We start from the raw sequence: 18,552 nt of genomic DNA, 5'->3' as shown, positions 1-18,552 counted from the left end.
CGTATCTTCATCCCCGTACTCCGTTACAGCGCCATGACTGAAACTGCTCAGTAATTCTTCCCGCTCCGATGCGGACAGGTAGTCCAGCCTCCCGATCGCCTGGCTGCTGTCCCGAAGAACTTCCCGAACTAGCTGACCATAATGGGACAGCATACGGCTTATCCGATCACTGCTGAACAGATCCGTACTGTATTCCACCTCGAGCAATAGCCCAGAGGGGGATTCCTGAAAGTTGAACGTCAGGTCAAACTTGGCAACGGTTCCAGGGGTCTCATATTCGCTGACCTGTACCGGGTCAAGACCCCGGGCTGGCTCGCCTGTACCCCCGATGTCTACGTTCTGCAGCACCACCAGCACATCAAATACCGGCATCCTGCCCAGGTTCCGGTCTGGTGACAACTCATCAACCAGCAAATCAAATGGATATTGCTGATGCTCAAAGGCCCCAAGCGTTACCTCTTTTACTGCTGACAGCAAATGGTCAAAGTCCCAATCCCCCTCCAGTTGCGTGCGCAAAGCCAACGTGTTTACATAAAAACCGATCTGATCTTCCAGGTCAACATGGTTCCGACCGGCAACCGCTGTTCCTACGATCAGGTCCTGCTGACCGGTATACCGGTAAAGCAGCACCTTTACTGTCGATAGCAACATCATAAACAAGGTCGCTCCGGCTGAACGGCTCTTCTCGTTCAGGGCTTGGTTAACGGCTGCTGGCAATAACAACGACTGCTGAGAGCCGTTATTCTGCTTGATGTCCGGACGGCGGTAGTCCGATGGCAATTCCAACACCGGAAGCTCTCCGCCAAGCTGATCATGCCAGTAGCGGCGGGAACTTTCCAGGCCGCCTTCTGATAATAAACCGTTCTGCCACGACGCATAGTCCCGGTAATGGATACGAAGCGGGGGAAGCGGATCTTCTATACCTGAGCTGTAGCTGTTATACAACTGCAGCAGTTCCCGCACAAGAACCGCCATCGACCACCCATCTGATATGATATGATGTAACGTAAGCAGGAATACATACCGCTCCGCCGATACTTTCAATAAATATGCCCGTACAAGAGGTCCTGTGGATAGATCAAAGCCGCTTTCAGCTGCCGATTGAACACGCGACGATACTTCATCCCCGCTTCCGTCCATTCCGCTCAGGTCTTCGTAATTAAGTGCGTCCCCAAACTCTTCCGCGCTCAGTATCCGCTGACGCGGCTCACCGTTCACGGTAATAAACACCGTTCGCAAACTCTCATGACGCATCATAACTGCCTGGAGCGCGCGCTCCAGGCTATTCAGGTCTAGATGACCCTCAAAAGCATAGCATCCTGATATATTATACGCCGTCTTACCCATGCCTCGCTCCAACTGACCAATGATCCACATCCGACGCTGGGAATGGGATAACGCATAGTCCTGCCCTGCTGGTACTCTATCAATGGAGTTAAAAGTATTGTCAGAAAGGTTCTGGAGATAATTAATCAGGGGGGCTTTGTTTTCAACAAGTAATTTGACCCATGCATCGGTTAACACGTTCTCTGGGGCACTGATAGCCAAATCAGTACCCTCAAGACTGATCCGAATCTTTTGATCCATTAGGGCTGAAATCAATGCTGACACTTTCATAAGATAATTCTCTGAGTGTTTTGCTGATCCTCGGTAACAGGTGTATTAACCCATTTGCTTGCCATTATTTCCAGAGAAAGCTCCTGTATATTGGAATGTTTATATATTTTCCTAAGATTAATGTCGACATCGAATTCTTTAAAAATTTTTGATGCCATACGGGTAGCAGTTAAGGAATGTCCTCCTATCTTGAAAAAATTATCCAGCGTACTAATTTCCTGTTTTCCCAAAAGCTCCGTCCAGATAGACAGAAGTTTATGCTCGGTTTCATTTGCTGGAGAAACATGTTGCTGATCAAATATTGTCTTATCCGGATCCGGAAGCGATTTAACATCTATCTTACCATTAAGCGTCAGCGGAAAGGAATCAAGAATCACAAAATGAACCGGGACCATATATTCAGGAAGACATTTGTGCAAATAATTATATAAAAGTGCGAGGTCAACAGGAAAACTGACAGTTAAGTAGGCGATCAATGCCTTATTACTGACAGCCAAATCCCGACAAACGACGAGCGTACTATCTACTCCTTCAAAATTTAAAATGAAAGATTCAATTTCTTTTAGTTCAATTCTGAATCCTCTGATTTTGACTTGCTGATCCTTTCTCCCGAGAAATTCTAAATTTCCATTATAAAGCCACCTGCCAAAATCACCCGTTTTATAAATTAGGGTTCCCGGGTTATTCGGATTGTCTATACAGCTGCGTTTTGTAAGTTCTTCCTGGTTCAGGTATCCTTTAAACAAATTATCAGATTCTACATAAATCTCACCAGGGATTCCGGGAGGTTGCAAATTCAACTGGTCGTCAAGAATATAGATTTTAGTGTTTATTATCGGAGAGCCGATGGAAAGGTTTTCCGGATGTTCTATAATTGTATCCTTCCCAACAGAAAAACTGGTCACAACATGAGTTTCTGAGGGGCCATAAAAATTATGGAGAATAACGTCAGCCTCAAATTGTAGGTACCTTCCAATAGAATTATTAAGATTTGCAGCCTCTCCTGTGGTAACAATATGTTTTAAAGATAAATCGGCAAAATACGGTTCCAGATCGTCAAACAAAGCCACCAATGATGAAAATGTGAACCATAAAATCTCTATCCGTTCAGTAATAACCAGTTCCTTAATCGCCTTCAGATCAGCTCTGCGATCTTCGTCAAGCAAAAATATTTCACCGCCGACAGATAATGCAAATAAGATATCATGTAACGACGCATCAAACCCGAAAGATGCATGCTGAAGAAAACGGCTTCCCGGAGAAAGGTTCCATGTCGATATCTGCCAACTGATCAGGTTATATAATGTCAGATGGGTTTGTATCACTCCCTTAGGTTTTCCGGTAGACCCTGAAGTATAAATTATATAAGAAAATGCCTCGGGGCCAATATCTATTACCGGATTAACGGGGGAGTATAACCCGCAATCAATATCTTCGACCACAATTAATGGTTGCGATGCCAGGAAGGGTCGGTTCTGATTTTTTTCATCTACAATAATCAGATGAGGGCTTAAATCGCCAATAATAAATTCAATCCTGTTATCCGGAAGATTTACCTCTAAAGGAACATAACATGCACCTATTTTGAGTACAGCAACCATGGCAATAACACTGAATACATCACGGTCAAGCAATACACCAATTTTATCGCCGGGCTTGATATTCTTTTCCAGAATTAAGCTATCTGCAACCTGATTAATCAGGTCATTTAGTTGACGGTAAGTATAAATGTGAGAGTTGAATTTAAGTGCTATAAGATCAGGAGTTCTCGCAGCCTGAGATTCCAACAAATGAATAATATTATGATCAGCCGGCAAAACTTTCTCTGTCCTGTTGAAACCAATTAAAAGGTCTTTTTCGGACGAAAGCATATAAGAAATGTGATGCATCTTTTGATTGCTGTCAGCTATAGCGTTCTCTATTACCTTAATTAAATGTGTCACTAGGTTCTGCATTCTTTGATCGGAATAAAGATCGCTGTTGTATTCAAGAGAAAGCCCAACTTCGTTATCATCCTGGGAAAAATTAAAACTGAGATCATATTTAACAACAGTTCTTACCAGCGGATAATTTTCAATAGTAATGCCAGGCATTGACTGAACACCATTACCCTGGAAATCGGTATTTTGCAATACGACCAAAACGTCGAACAAAGGAGATCTGCTCAGATCCCTATCTATAGCTAACTCATTAACCAGATGATCAAACGGATAAAGTCCGTGTTCGTAGGCAGACAAAGCGTTTTGCTTTACATTCTGAAGAAAAGATGCAAAAGTATCGTCTCCTGAAAATATAGTTCTTATTGGTAAAAGGTTAACATAAAAGCCTACCTGGTTATCCAAATCCTGATGCAGTCTACCAGCAATCGGTGTTCCTATAATCAAATCAGTCTGACTGGAGTACCTGTACATCAAGGTTTTGACTGCAGCCAGCAAAAACATAAACAAGCTTACCCCGTTGTTTTCGCTGAATTGCTTAATCTGCCTCGTTATACTTTCGCCTAAACCTATGTCTATACTTTTTCCGTTATAAGTTTTCTCAGCGGGCCTTGCATAGTCTGCTGGTAAGTCAAGGATCGGAATTTCATCTTGAAATTTATTCAACCAATGAATCCGATGTTTCTGAAAATAAGAACTTTGTATTTGTTTTTTTTGCCACCAGGCATAATCTTTATACTGGATAGACAAATCAGGGAGATCCAAGCCATTTTCTATTAGGGAGGTATAGCTGAAAAAAACATCATTTTTCATCACTTCAAATGACCACCCATCCGCGATGATATGATGCAAAGTGAATAAAAAAACGTGATTATCTGCGGCCACCCTGATTAACGTAGCCCTAATCAGTGGTCCCTGTTCCAAATCAAACGGAAACTTCTCTTCTTCCTGAATTAATTGTCTAATAGTATGGTTTGCGGCGCTATTTTCCGATAAATCAACATATCGCGGAACAAACCGGCAATCATCATAACTATTGACCTTTTGTTTTGGTTCGCCATCAATGTTGAGAAATGTTGTCCGCAAAATCTCATGTCGCTTAACAAGTCTTTCCAGAGCCTCAAAAAAGTGTGTTTTATTTAACTTTCCTTTAAGTTCATAAGATTGAGGTATGTTATAAATATACTTCTCCTCTTCCATCTGGCTTATTATCCAAAGGCGCTTTTGCGATTGTGAAACATCATACAATTCCTGCCTGGGAGCTGGTGTTATCGTTTCAAATTTGTTAATCTCGGCATTTGTAAGTACTTCCGTCAGCTCTTCGATGGTAGGAAACCTGAAAACATCTTCGTACCTTATCTCGATATCAAATTCTTTATGGGCGTATACAATTAAACGGGCTACAGAGAGCGAGTGTCCTCCTAGGTCAAAAAAGTTGTCAGTAACCGAAATATTTGATACACCCAAAATAAGTTCCCAGATTTTGGTTAACCTCTCCTGGATGTGAGAAATAAATGAACCAGGAGTACCAGGTGCCGTATTGATAAGTCTCGGGACCGGCAGTGCTTTTTTATTTATTTTACCATTTACAGTCGTTGGAAAACTAGCCATTTCAATTAAAAAAGCCGGGACCATATAAAATGGCAAACGTGCCATCAGAAGTGCTCTTAAATATTCCATTGTTAACGTAGCCCCGCTCTTAACAATATAATAGCCGCACAGATATTTACCGCCAGAAGAATTTACCAATTCCAGGACCACAAAACCGTTAACAAAGTCTTTTTCACTTATGGTTTTTTCAATTTCCGCTAATTCTATCCGGTGTCCGTTTATCTTTACCTGCTGATCACGGCGTCCCTGATAGATGATATTCCCGTCCTGAAGTATCATTCCATAATCACCTGTCCTATAGAATGCGCAACCAGGTCCGCGTTTGTCAGTACTCTTTATAAACACGGCTTCAGTCTGTAAATTATCAGCCAGGTACCCCCTGCCAACACCTAACCCCGAAACACATATTTCTCCCCTAACGCCTTTTGGGCAAAGTCCGAAATCTTCATTTAAAATAAACACATTCATATTTTGGACAGGCTTGCCAATCGGTAGATAACCATCATTTGCCGGCCTATCCATAATATAGTGGGTGATGTCGTCTGAAGCCTCGGTTGGACCATATGCATTTATCACTTTGATTGTCGGAAAGAGAGTGAACCAGCGATTGACGAGCCCTGCTTTGAATGCTTCACCGGTCACCAAAAGATATTTAAGATCCAGTTTTAGGCTCTCATGATCCATTTGATCGAGCATTACGGACAGGTAAGAAGGAACAACCTCCAAAATCGTTGCTTCAGCTTTTTGTACAGCATAAAGAAATCGTGTTATGTCGTGTATCACTTCATCCCTTATAATTACAGTTTTTCCCCCAACCAGTAAGACGGAGAAAAACTGCCAGACCGATATATCAAAACCGGCAGCAGCGTTCTGAATACACACACTGCTATAGGAAAGCTCCAGATCGGCAACCTTTGCCAATAGATGATTCAACATTCCCTTGTGCTCAATCATTACCCCCTTGGGAGCTCCCGTTGACCCGGACGTATAAAGCACATATGCAAGGGAAGACGGATTAATTTTTACTGGTGGAGGGGCTGGGGATTCCGCTCGTTCCTTTTTTAAAACTTCTTCTATCAATAATAAACGGTCTCCGAATTTTGCAGTTAGGTCTTCAGAAAGATATTTTTCCTGGATCAATATAATTGTCGGTGCAGCATGTGTCAGAATAGTATTAATTCTGACAGCGGGCAAAACTGGGTCAATAGGAAGATAGGCTGCTCCACATTTCCAGATACTTAGAATGGTCTGCATCATGACAGGTGACCTGTCTATGATAATTGCGATTATGTCATCTTCATTGATCCTCTTTATTCCAAGCAACACATTAGCGAGTTTATTTGAATGCTCATTCAACTGTTGATAACTGACAACCGTCTCGTCCAATACAGCTGCTGGCGAACTTGGATTCCTTTGAACTTGTTGATTAAAAAGATCAACAAAAGTGCCTTCTGGAAGAGGAACATTCCTGGCATTGTTTAAGATATCATTAATTTCCGCCTCGCTATACAGGCTTATTTCTGATACCTTTTGGGTAACGTCAGTTAAAACGTTGTTGAGAACGGTTAAAAAGTGCCCGTTTAATTGCGTTATATAATAATCCTCGAATAACAGTTTATCATATCTCAAAAAAGCTTGTATGCTTTCTGAATGCCGTTCAAAGTAAAAACCGATATCATTCGGACGCTGGATGAACTCTTTCCCGTGAATATCAATAAAATGGCAGATCACTTTGGATATTCTGCCATTACCAAAGCTGCGGTCATCCTGTAAATCCGTTAAATACTCTTCGGCTGGATAGTCCTGATTGTTATAAGCATCCACAACCGATTTTCCGCTTTTGATCAGAATTTCTCGGAAAGATTCGTCATTTTTTATTGCGTCCTGGATCAATACATATCTATTTAATGCTGGAACGGATAGATTTAAATTTACAGGAGAAATAACGGCATTCAAATCTCTTCCATTGTATTTTTTTATAACTATCTTAATTGCGCTCAACAAAATAATATAGATCGATAAATTCGTATTCCTGCCCAAATTCTTAAGATTGATCAGTGTACTTTGAGGTATGTTTATTGTCTGTTCAACAAATTCGGGTTCATGTTCGGAAAATAGCAGGGCATGAAGCAGTTCTGTGTCATCATCCGGTACTAGTTTGGATTTCCAGTATTCCTTTTGCGTAATATAACTCTCACTGGAAAGTAACAGGTTTCTATCTAACTGGTTTATCATAGAATTCTAATTGCAATAATCAATAGCAGACTTAATTTCTGTCTCAACACTAATTTGGTGACTCCTTATTCTTATCCCTCACCGTTCTAAGAACATTTGCTTAAAACGGATTTGCATTTGTTAATTATTGAGCATACCGAGTGTTAATTTTATAAATCCGAAAATATCACCGGTAAAAATTGAACAGGGCTGAAGAACCGATCAAACACGCTGATCGAAAAGATAAAATTATGACACTGTTTTTTTAAAAATTGAACAATGCCGAAACATCTTCCTGGTAAGACAACACCTTTTCGTCCGATGTACCGTTCCAGGATCGGTAAAGTTCATTCACTACAGTTGAATTGGCTTCTTTACGCCCCGGATTATGTATCCGGTCTCTTATCCCCATATTGAAAGCTTTTAAAAATTCTTTCAACTGAGCAACATTTTTCCCGCGGTGTAACAGATGTAAAAAATTATCGAAATCAAAGTTATACTGGGGTAGATAAATGGAATTCTTCACGGTCAAGAAGATCTCATCGACAATATCACAAGCCGTTGCGGAGTCCATAGTATCATGTTCCCACTCGAAACTCTGTCCTTTTATACCATATTTCTCTTTTTGATTCCAGATTGGCGTTATGGGTTCAAGATACCATTGCTGAATTCTATAAAAATCAAGTCCGGTGGTTTCTATAAAATCTATCGTCTCATTGATCGTCTCACGGGTTTCACCAGGAAATCCGATTATAAAACAGCCAAATGTAGTAATGCCATATTTCTTCAGATAGCCTATTCCACTTCTGTATTGCTCAGAGGTTGCTGCCTTATCCATATTTTTAAGGATCACATTACTGCCGGATTCAATACCTAAAAATACACCTTCACATCCGCTCTCTTTCATCAGTTCCAACGTTTCATCATCTGAAAACTGACATCGGTAATAGGAATGCCATTTAAACTTGTATTTGCGGTCAATCATCTTCCGAAGAAGCTCCTTGAATCGTTCCTTGGGTATATTGAAAGTATCATCTACAAAATGGACACTCTTTACGCTCGGCATCGCAGCCAGAAGGTCCAATTCCTGAATAATCGGTTCTATTTCCGTCGTCTGGTAAGCGCCTGCGTGTTGGGGGAAACCGCAAAAAGAACATTTATATGGACATGATATTGCTGTTCTTACTGCTACATGTTCAAATTCTCTATCGCTGAACACTTCCCATTTAACCGTATTTTCATGAAGCTTGTTGTCTTCAATTTCCAGAGGGGTGATTATATAATTATCTCCTTCCTTATAATGTATATTTTTTATCTTGGCAAAGCCTGTGTTATTGTTAATCGCGTCTATAAGTTTAACGAGCGTTGCCTCCCCCTGAGAGCTGTTGACGTAAACATCAGCCCCAATAGTCTTAAACATATATTCACAGTCCGATTTATCCTGTGTCCTCACCTGCGTAGATACATACGGTCCTCCAACAATAACCTTTGCACTGGTATTATATTTTTTTATAAATTCCATAATCTCCAACACCGGGAAAACAGAAACGTATAAAGTCGTTATGATCCCGACAGATTTAACATCGCAGTTTGTTAAAATATCCTTTAATTTCCCTTTCTCATCTTGAAAAGAATTCACATACTCAAATGTCTTGCCTCGTCTTTGTAAAAAAGTTCCGAGATACCCTATTGTGTTACTCTGGGTCTCCAGCATATTAAAGGGCTTCACATTCAGCCTTTCAATTTCTTCTTTACTCACCAAGTTTATGACATCTGTAATAGAATGTGCCTGGCTGTTGATATATAGTACACTTTTACTTAAATCCCGGTAGGCACCAGAATCCTCACCCATCAGCCTTACCTGTTTTTCATATGCCTCGAATGGCACTTCATTATGCCCGATAAATAAACAATCAATATGTCGTTTCATATAATATAATTCTGAAAGAAAATTAACCTAAACTAGTTCAATGTTCGGATGGTCTATCAGGATCAGATTAATTATATACTGACAAACCAGTAATTAATATTATTGTATCTTTTTATTTAAAAGTCGAATAAAGCCTCATCATTAAATAAAGTTGTATTACCTCTTTCTGCCATTACTCCGGATCTACTTTGGAATGCAGCAGATTTCAGGGCTGCTTCTGGGCGGTTTATAATCATTCGGCATAGATCTATGAAGTATTGCGACAGGCGGAATAGTGTTTCCTTTTCAAAAAGAGAATCGTTAAATGTCCACAGGATCTCTATTTCTGACTCTTTTTCTACTACTGAAACAGCGAGGTCAAATTTAGCAGTTGGATGCATCTCATAGTCATAGGGGCGAACCACAAAATTACTAGCCGAAAAATCAATATAGTTCTGAAATTCAAAGAGTACATCAAACAAGGGATGACGGTTGAAATTCCTGTCAATCTTCAACTTGCTGACCAGTTCTTCAAATTCATAGTCCTGATTTTGAAATGCATTTAGCATAACGTCCTTTACTCCTTCAGAAAAGAGAATAAAAGAAGAATTTTCATCAATTATAGTTCTTATAGCGAGCGTATTGACGAACAACCCAATCAGATTTTCAGTTTCCTGACGGTCACGTCCCGCAGTGATGGTTCCAACGACAATGTCCTTCTGATTACAGATTTTATACAGAAACACATTAAATAAGGAAAACAGCGTAATGAACACCGTTGAGTCTCCTTGCTTGGCATAAGACCTGACCAACTTAGACAAGTCCTCTCCTAACGTAGTTCTTACTTTACTTTCTTTACCCGCCACCCAGGTCCGTTCAAAATCAAATGGCAAATTCATATTCGGCAAATCACCAAGGAACATATTCTGCCAAAATTTTTCATGATGTTCGTTGGTTATACTGCTATTCTTCCATTCAGAATAGTCTATATATTGAATAGGTAGTGGACTGAGCTGGTTATCGTTTTTTTCAAAAAAGGAATTGTAAAAAGAAAGCAGCTCTTCCTTGAAAATCTCGAGAGACCATTCATCAGCGACAATATGATGAATAGAAAACAAATACAAAAATAATTCATCTTCTAGTTTTACAAGATCCGCTTTAATGAGCGGCCCCTCTTTTAAATCAAATTGAAGATTCTCATATTTGTCAGTAATCTTACTTTCATATTCAAACTTTTCGGCACTGTTGAAAAAAGATACATCTGTAAAAGAAAAAGTCTTTTCCATTAAAGGGCTATGGTCAACAATTTTCTGTCTCAGATCATCTTCCGTCATAAAAAAAACCGTTCTCAATCCTGCATGTCTTGAGAGCACCTTATTATATGCAATTTCAAAGGCTTCAGGATTTATTTCCCCCTCTAAAATAAACCCGTCGGTCAAATTATAAGCTGATAAATTATTGTGGAATTGCGATGCTAACCACATTCTTTTCTGGGCATTTGAAGCAGCATATTGCTCTTTTTTCTCGGCCTTTGGAATTGAAATATATGCCGTCCGTCCGGCACTCTGAATTAGCAAGGAGAGTCCCCTTATAGTGGAATGGCTGAAAATTTCCCTTAACGTAAATTTTATCTCAAATTCACGGAATATATAAAAAAGTAACTGGGTAGCTTTAAGGCTATGTCCACCAATATCGAAAAAGTTGTGATCCGTGCTGATCACCTCTTTTTGAAGCGTCTTTTTCCAAATTATCAACAGTTTTTCCTCAACCTCATTTTGTGGAAAGTGAATTACTTCCTGATTTCGATTTGCGAAATTTTCGATTTGAGACAGCGCTTTTTTGTCAATTTTTCCAGTGGCAGTCAACGGCAGGGAATCCAATATTATAAAATAAGAAGGAACCATAAAATCGGGAAGTTCTTTTTTCAGGAACCCACGAAGTTCGTCTAACTCAAAATGTTCTTTGACAACGAGAAAGGAGACCAGAAATTTCATGCCATCCTGATCCGTTTTGGGAATAACTACAACTTCGTTTATATACAGATTCCGAAGCATCACATTTTCTATCTCGGCAAGCTCTATTCTATAACCTCTTATTTTAATCTGATCGTCAATACGGCCCAGATATTCAACATTCCCATTTTTTAATAATCTTCCCAGGTCTCCGGTTTTGTATAAAACGCCATTTTCCTCAAAGGGATTCGTGATAAACTTCTCTTTGGTCAATTCGGGTAAATTTAAATATCCCCTAGCTATACCGTTTCCCGATATGCAAATTTCTCCTGGGAGGTTTATAGGTTGTAAACGCATTTTGTCGTTTACAATAAAAACGCTCATGTTATAAATTGGCTTTCCTATAATATTCTGTTCAAACCGGACAATATTTGTAAAAACCAATGCATCAATAGTGCCTTCGGTCGGGCCGTAGTGATTATTGATCATCACATGCCCATAGTTCGATTTTATAAGGTCAATCAAAACAGGATTCAAGGATTCCCCCCCACACCAAATCCGCTGCAGATTGTCAAACTTGATGTTCAAATTTAGGCAAGTATCTATGAAGGCCTTCAAAAAGTTGGGATTCGCCTGCATGTCAGATACTTTTTCAGTATTTATCAAACCCGCTAGTTGTTCATAATCACTCATACATTCCTCCTCAGGAATTACAAGTTTCCCACCAACTACCAAAGGAAGAAACAAGTCAAGCAATGAGGAATCAAATGCATAATTAGAACTCTGGATTGTGGTAACCCTGTCATCAATGCCATAAAGCTCAATTTCTCCCAGCAAACGGTCATAAATATTCCGATGCTCTATTAAAACTCCTTTGGGGAGTCCCGATGACCCCGAAGTATATAAAACCACAAAAACGCTTTCCGGCAATATTACAGGCAGGGGCAGCATCTGTGTAATGTCAATAGATAAAAGATCCTCAGATAACAATATTTTAAATTCCGTGCTGATTTCTGGTGCGAGTTCAGCAAAAGACTCATCAAACAAAACGACTTTGCAACCACAGTCGCTCAGCATAAATGCAATCCTGTTTAATGGAAATTCCGCCTTGATAGGAACATATCCGGCACCCGTCTTAAGTATGGCAAGGATGCTGATAATTCTCCACTCGCTGTATCCGACGATTACCCCTATTAAATCATCTGCCTTAATATCTGTCTTACCCCGGATATACAGGGCGAGCTTCTCAGCGAGGCAATCAAGTTCCTCATAGGTAAAACGTTTGTTACCATAAACGACGGCTGTTTTACCTGGGTTGATCTTTACATTTGCGTTGAACAGATCGAGAAAAGATCCGGATCCGAAATCAATTTTATTATTATTTATTTGTTCAATTAATAGAACATCAGTTGCAGTTGCGAGACCGATATTTGAAATGCCGGTTTCCAAATCACTCAAAATTATTTTAAAAATCCGGGAATACTGATCCGCAATACTTTCCAGGTCCTGAATATCAAAAAAATCCTCATTCGCTGTTAATTTAAGTACTAATTGATCAGCAATATCTTCTTCAAAGGAGAAAACAAGATTCAATTGTTGCAGTTTGGCCTCTTTCTCATTCACCTTATCAAAGAAAAATCCACAATTTACAAATCTATCGAGTGCACTGTCTTTACCACAAGTTAAGAGTCTATCTATTAAATTCGCAAAATCGTAATCAGCCTTCTGAGACGCGGAGTGAATTTCTGCATGCAGAATTTTCAAGAAGCTTTTAACTGTATTATTTTCAGAAACAGTTGCTGAAACAAATAAAAGGCCTTCGCCCGGATCACTTGAAATTTCAAAAAAAGACGATGTGGCCACCGTAATGTCATTGATATTATTCGTATACTGGCAAATCCAGGCATAAAGCGCTGCCAGAAGGAGCAACGATTTATTGAAATCTTTACCTAAAGCAACCTTGTCTAGTGCCTCTGCGGGTACATTATGAAGGTATTCGATTCTTTTTCCAAGGCTGTCGGACGTTTTTTTATAAAATGGCAAAGGTGTGAGATTCGACAACTTTCCAACCCAGAAATCTTCGCTAATTTTTCTATGCAAATCTCTGTTCGTGATCATCTCGAAATTGTTTCTATAATTCTAGATTCTGCATTTTGTCTGAGCGCTCTTGATTTCCTCAGATCTCGGGTTATATTAACACGTTTCAGCCACCTGCCAGAAAAACCAAAGTCGGCTTCAAATGCAGCCCTGCCGTGAACTACACGGTAGTTATCCATAAAAAGCAAATCACCGGGTTCCAAGACAGCAGATTTAAGATTATTATCAATTTCTTTGACAATTTCCTGCAAAGCCCTATGCGCCTCTGTATCTATATTCGTTTCCATATAAAAAGGATCAATACAGATATACGGATCGTCATATGCTCCAAATAAAACAGGTACTTTGAGTGCCATTACGGGAGAACTATCGGAGGTATCCTCATTTGCCCATGAATGTTCTTTACTTAAATGCGAAAGATCTGGGTAAATCGTAAAATTAGGACCAAATAAGATTCTTTTTACCTCATCGGAAATATTCAGGGACTTTACACTAGCATATGTAGTAGCTACTTTTTCGCGATTTCTAAGGCATAATAAACCAAGATAATCGCATCTGCAAGGATGAAAGGCCTCTTCTGTGTGCCACCATAATTTAGCCTTGGTACTTGACCCGACCTGTTTGTATTCATCACCTTTGACGGGCACAATATTATGAACTATACGTCCTCCTTGCTGTGTACTCCAGGCTATTGGGTCTCCCAAAAAAGCGGCGCAAAGAAGCAGAAACAACGATTCTTCCTTAGTCCTCCGGTTCGCTGAATCATCGTTCCAGGTCCCTGGTGTTCCTAAAATCTTTTTTTCATCTATAAAGAACCCCCGTATCAGACAAATCCCGTCGCCGTCCTCAGCATATTTAAACCCGGTTAAGAAATCTATTATTCTATCTGGTAATTTATGTGCGACAACGGACAGTTTTTTTAAGCTCCCCTGATCAACCGGTGTGAAATCTCCACAGGAAAACTCACTGTTAATTTTCAATAACCGTCTTATTTGTTCAAGTTCCTCTAGCGTGATTGTAATAGTATCCATTACCCGGGCTTGCTTTGATAAAATTCAGATAGTCGGACTTATTGATTTACTCACCGGAATTGGTTCAAAAAACAATTCCGGTGAATCCATATTTGGTAAATTCGTAACGCCTTACAAAATGGAAAAATATAAGCAGAATATGTCCTTGGGGTTTGCTGCGACCTATCCAAACTTAAAAATATTTTCTTGGCTTTACTTTTTATAAGGATTAAAATTCAAATCAACAATCTTCTTGTCAGATCCAATTTTTAATGTCATTAAAAGAAATGTCCCCGAATCAAACGCTACCCTATAGGCTCCAACTGCCATTTCAAATTTCAGGAATTTTCTTTCTTTTATTTTGCCATAAGGATAGAAGTTTGACTCAAAAATATCTTTCCATTGATTGGGCTTGAATTTTGAATGAACAGATTTAGATGTAAGTGCATACAATTTATCAGAGGCTCTCTCATTGAAATATTTTACTACCAAAGCTGACACGGAATCAGTTTGTTTTTGATAAACGGACTGCGCCTGAGATTTGCAAACACTAATAAATAAAACAAAAATTGATAATAATATTATTCTTTTCATAGGTATTTAATTTTCAAGTAATTTATAAAAAAAAATAGAATAGATACAACAATTTATTTATTTAATTTCAACATTTAATTTCCATACTATTAAGTATTAAATACCAATTCAAAAAACGACAAGCAACGTTTAACCTGTATTTATTTAACTGACTATCACTACTTATTCCTGAAAACAAACGCCCAAACGTTTATTTTAGTTTAATAAAATTTATTTTTTAATAGTTTTTTTGTTTTTTTTAATAAGTCCTACCGACAGAAAAATCGTATTTATTACTTAAATCAATAAAATTATTATCGTTCAAAAATTATCTTTTTTTCAGCGGATCATACCTACAAACACTTATATCATTTCCTGAAAAAGAACTAATGCTGCCAAATAATTGCCATCTGGTAAACTTATTAATACCATCATAACAATCAGGCGGTCAATTTTTAGCTGGCTGCCAGCTACTGAAAAGATGGATATTTTGCAGTTTAGTCGAGTACTATGTTTCCAGCAGTCGGGGACAATTAAAGCTTAAAGGTTTGGCGCTAATGTAATCCGGACATCGTCAGGTAATAGTTATCAAAATGAAAGAGACTGGTTTTCACATTATTCAGAAACGCAATTTCAGACAGAGGAATTTAGCAGCGGAAACCAGTTAAAACCATCCCCTTAATTTCCGTTTTTGGCACTCAGGTCTTTCGGGTTATCGACCATTTTAATGGTCGCCTCGATCATGAATGCTGCTTAAGAGTTTATGACATCTTTCTAATCTTTATCCCCTTCCCTGGATTTATCAGATCAAGAATAACTATGGAGGCAATTGATAAGCCCCAGTTCTTTTGAACATGCGACCGCAAAACGTGATCAGCTATTATTCTTGTTCTCTGCAAGAGAAATTTCGAGTAAATTGTCGACTTCAGAGGAATCATTCAACGAAAACTCCTCTTTGTCTATTATCCTGGATAGTTCAACGGAAATTTCATTTTTCAAAGCTATGCTTAGACTAAATAAATCATTAAAGTGACTAGAGTCCCATGTATTGTTTCCGTGATATTGATAGGTGTAAAGATTTGGCTTATCCTTGATCAGACACAGCATCTGGTTTACATGTAATATATTTATTAAATGGGTATCTTCGCCTTTGTCCTGGTTGGAATACTGAAAATCAAGCAGCATTTCTTTTTCACACATAATACTACCTTCCCATAGTCTTTCGTAAGAGTAATAAAAAATTTTCTTAGGTTTATCATACACCAATATCTGCGTTAAAATTGACCCCATCGCTTTGGTTTTATCAATCATAGCCTGCTGATATTCGAGCCTAGACGCATGATACCAATCATCATCGTCCCAACAACAAATTAGACTTCCGTTAGCGTATTTTATTCCAATATTCCTCAACTGGCCTAGAGAAAGTACCTGGTTGGGGGAAACAGGAATTGGAATGATATCTTCAGAGTCGTCAGATTCCAGAACTGATTTTGTCTGTCTGTCGTCAGATTTATAAACCACAATTAATTCTTTATTCTGATAAGTCTGCATTTTATAAATCGCTATAGATTTCTTTAAGAATTCATGGCGATTTTCGGTTATGCAGACGCACGAAATCAATGGAAGACTATTATTCATGTAAATTTATATAGTGTCTATATTAACAAATTAAAATAGCTCGCTTATTTTATCTACCTCGGTTATCCGGAAAATATAAGTCCCATATCTTCGGGCATTTATAAAATCCGGTTATTTTTGTAAAATTAAAAGCATTAGCGTTACTTTTAATTGATTTCTCTCTAGCTGACAGGTAGCATTCTAACATATGGCACTGAAAAAATCTAGTCCTTCGAATATAAGAAAATCGTCCCGTCCTCTAAGGTCTCCATATTTTTAACAATTCTGCCTTTTTCTATTTCAGCGGAACTAATTAGTTCTCTACTTGCTAGTTCATCAAACCAGACTACATAAAAGGTTTTATTATTTGAAAATTTCATTTTCTCATTAGCAGAAAGCTTATGGGGCAATATCTGGCACGCCTTTCCTGAAAAAAAGAATGAAGCCTCATTATTGTCAGAATATATCGGAACATTTTTTTCAAAATAATTGGGATGCATCCGCAGAAACGTTCCCAATTGCGAGTTTTTCCAATGAAGATCAGAAAAACCGGGAATACCGTCAGCATTCACAATTTCTTTATTTACCTTAAAAGTTTGATATTGGTAAAAGTTAAATACAAATGCCGGAACAATTATGACGAGGAATGCTAAAGCTTTTATGCCTTTAGAATTAAACCGATTGACAAAAAAAACACCCAGAAATACAAATATCATTATAAGAGGTATAAATAGCGGGGAAAATAAACGACTGTTAAGTGTTTCAAACCTAGATATACTTGCCGTAATAATCATAAAGCAAGAGTAAACAACAAAAAAAGTTGCACATATTTCAGGATAATCCAATTTCACTTTTTCCACAAATAGCCTAAAAACGATCAGTATGGCTATTCCAGCCAACAACATGCAGCCAACAGGTAAGGCCATGCTATAATGCATATGAACAGGTAACAATAACCAGTCATATATCGTGCTACCAAAGAGCAAGATATTGTCTTTAAAAGTGGCTATTGCCGGCTCACGGGACCCAAAATGGGTATTGGTTAAAAAGTAGTTTCTGATCAGATTTCCTGTCAGCAATAAACAAGATCCTATCCCAAAATAAATAAGGTGCAAAATTTTTGTCCGCAAGTTCAGATACCGATCTATCAAAATCAAAACCACCCCTGTCACAATCATCGTTATTCCGGCATATCTAGTAATACTTCCAAGTCCAGCCAAAAGCGCAGAAAGAAGCAAAGCAGACATTAAATGATTTCTGCTGTAAGACCGGAAGGCTAAAAAGAACATCAGTAACAGACATATGAACACTGTTTCCGACCAAAGAAACGCGTAGGCATATTGCAACGGGGCACTAAGCATTACTGATAGAAGAACTACCCATTTCGCTGGCTTATTATCGGTAAAACGTTCAGTAATATACCCGCTTATAAAAACTATAAAGAAAAACAGGCATCCATTAACAATCGGACCTGAATCGTATGGCTTCAACCCTGTAATCCAACTAATAATACTTAAAAAAAAAGGGTAAAATACCGGAAAGTCAACAAAAGGCTTATGATCTACAAACAAGAAAGTTCCGGTTTTATTAAAAAATTGAGATGAAGACGCGTACGCTATTGAGTCTGGCGATATCCCTAAACCATTGAACCTGGTTAATGCGATAATAAAATAAAATCCTATTGACGAAACGATTATACCATCAAGATGTTCCGTAACGACATCCTTTATTCTATGCCTCACATTCATATTTTTTTATCTAAGAAACATTAATTGGATTTACGTTAAAAATGTTGCATTTTATCTTCGACAATCTAAATTGATTCTCATATTGATTGTTATAAATTTACATATAATATTAAAACGAAATATAAAAATAGTTGCATTTTTGAAATTATTAAGAAAATATGTTGAATCCGGTTATTCTTTTATTTTCATATCAGCACCAAAATGTACCTATAGCCCTGCTATGATAAGATGAATCTTTTTACCATAAAATAAAGTATCTATATGAGG

8 protein-coding genes are annotated in these 18,552 nt (G+C 38.4%); all 8 read right to left on the bottom strand.

All coding sequences use genetic code 11. The annotated features are described in order from the left end of the window. Positions 1-1,617: condensation domain-containing protein (locus AB6735_RS11740; RefSeq protein WP_370996117.1), on the bottom strand; the 1,617-nt coding region annotated here is incomplete at its 3' end. Further along, on the bottom strand, positions 1,614-7,400 hold the full coding sequence (locus AB6735_RS11735) for an amino acid adenylation domain-containing protein (RefSeq protein ID WP_370996116.1): 5,787 nt from the start codon (positions 7,398-7,400) through the stop codon (positions 1,614-1,616). The genes AB6735_RS11735 and AB6735_RS11740, both read right to left, overlap by 4 nt. Positions 7,401-7,644: 244 nt before the next feature. After that, on the bottom strand, positions 7,645-9,309 hold the full coding sequence (locus AB6735_RS11730; RefSeq protein ID WP_370996115.1) for a PhpK family radical SAM P-methyltransferase: 1,665 nt from the start codon (positions 9,307-9,309) through the stop codon (positions 7,645-7,647). A gap of 116 nt (positions 9,310-9,425) precedes the next feature. Then, on the bottom strand, positions 9,426-13,358 hold the full coding sequence (locus AB6735_RS11725) for an amino acid adenylation domain-containing protein (protein WP_370996114.1): 3,933 nt from the start codon (positions 13,356-13,358) through the stop codon (positions 9,426-9,428). Then, positions 13,355-14,368 carry a guanitoxin biosynthesis L-enduracididine beta-hydroxylase GntD gene (gene gntD, locus AB6735_RS11720; RefSeq protein ID WP_370996113.1) on the bottom strand — a complete coding sequence of 338 codons (1,014 nt, stop codon included), beginning with the start codon at positions 14,366-14,368 and terminating at the stop codon, positions 13,355-13,357. The genes AB6735_RS11725 and gntD overlap by 4 nt, the downstream gene beginning before the upstream one ends. A gap of 192 nt (positions 14,369-14,560) precedes the next feature. Then, a complete protein-coding gene (locus AB6735_RS11715) occupies positions 14,561-14,941 on the bottom strand; it encodes a hypothetical protein (protein ID WP_370996112.1) in 381 nt (126 codons plus the stop codon). Between the two features lie 852 nt (positions 14,942-15,793). Further along, on the bottom strand, positions 15,794-16,558 hold the full coding sequence (locus AB6735_RS11710) for a glycosyltransferase family 2 protein (RefSeq protein WP_370996111.1): 765 nt from the start codon (positions 16,556-16,558) through the stop codon (positions 15,794-15,796). A 203-nt stretch (positions 16,559-16,761) separates the two neighbouring features. Then, entirely contained in the window at positions 16,762-18,108 is a 1,347-nt protein-coding gene (locus tag AB6735_RS11705) for a hypothetical protein (RefSeq protein ID WP_370996110.1), read from the bottom strand. Positions 18,109-18,552 lie beyond the last annotated feature (444 nt).

Source organism: Mucilaginibacter sp. RCC_168 (genome assembly GCF_041355315.1).
GTDB lineage: Bacteria > Bacteroidota > Bacteroidia > Sphingobacteriales > Sphingobacteriaceae > Mucilaginibacter.
This window is presented reverse-complemented; position numbering and strand designations above follow the sequence as displayed.

Coding starts and splice junctions, on each gene's coding strand:
- AB6735_RS11735 (WP_370996116.1), bottom strand. CDS start 7,400: ATGATAAACCAGTTAGATAGAAACCTGTTACTTTCCAGTGAGAGTTAT.
- AB6735_RS11715 (WP_370996112.1), bottom strand. CDS start 14,941: ATGAAAAGAATAATATTATTATCAATTTTTGTTTTATTTATTAGTGTT.
- gntD (WP_370996113.1), bottom strand. CDS start 14,368: ATGGATACTATTACAATCACGCTAGAGGAACTTGAACAAATAAGACGG.
- AB6735_RS11730 (WP_370996115.1), bottom strand. CDS start 9,309: ATGAAACGACATATTGATTGTTTATTTATCGGGCATAATGAAGTGCCA.
- AB6735_RS11710 (WP_370996111.1), bottom strand. CDS start 16,558: ATGAATAATAGTCTTCCATTGATTTCGTGCGTCTGCATAACCGAAAAT.
- AB6735_RS11725 (WP_370996114.1), bottom strand. CDS start 13,358: ATGATCACGAACAGAGATTTGCATAGAAAAATTAGCGAAGATTTCTGG.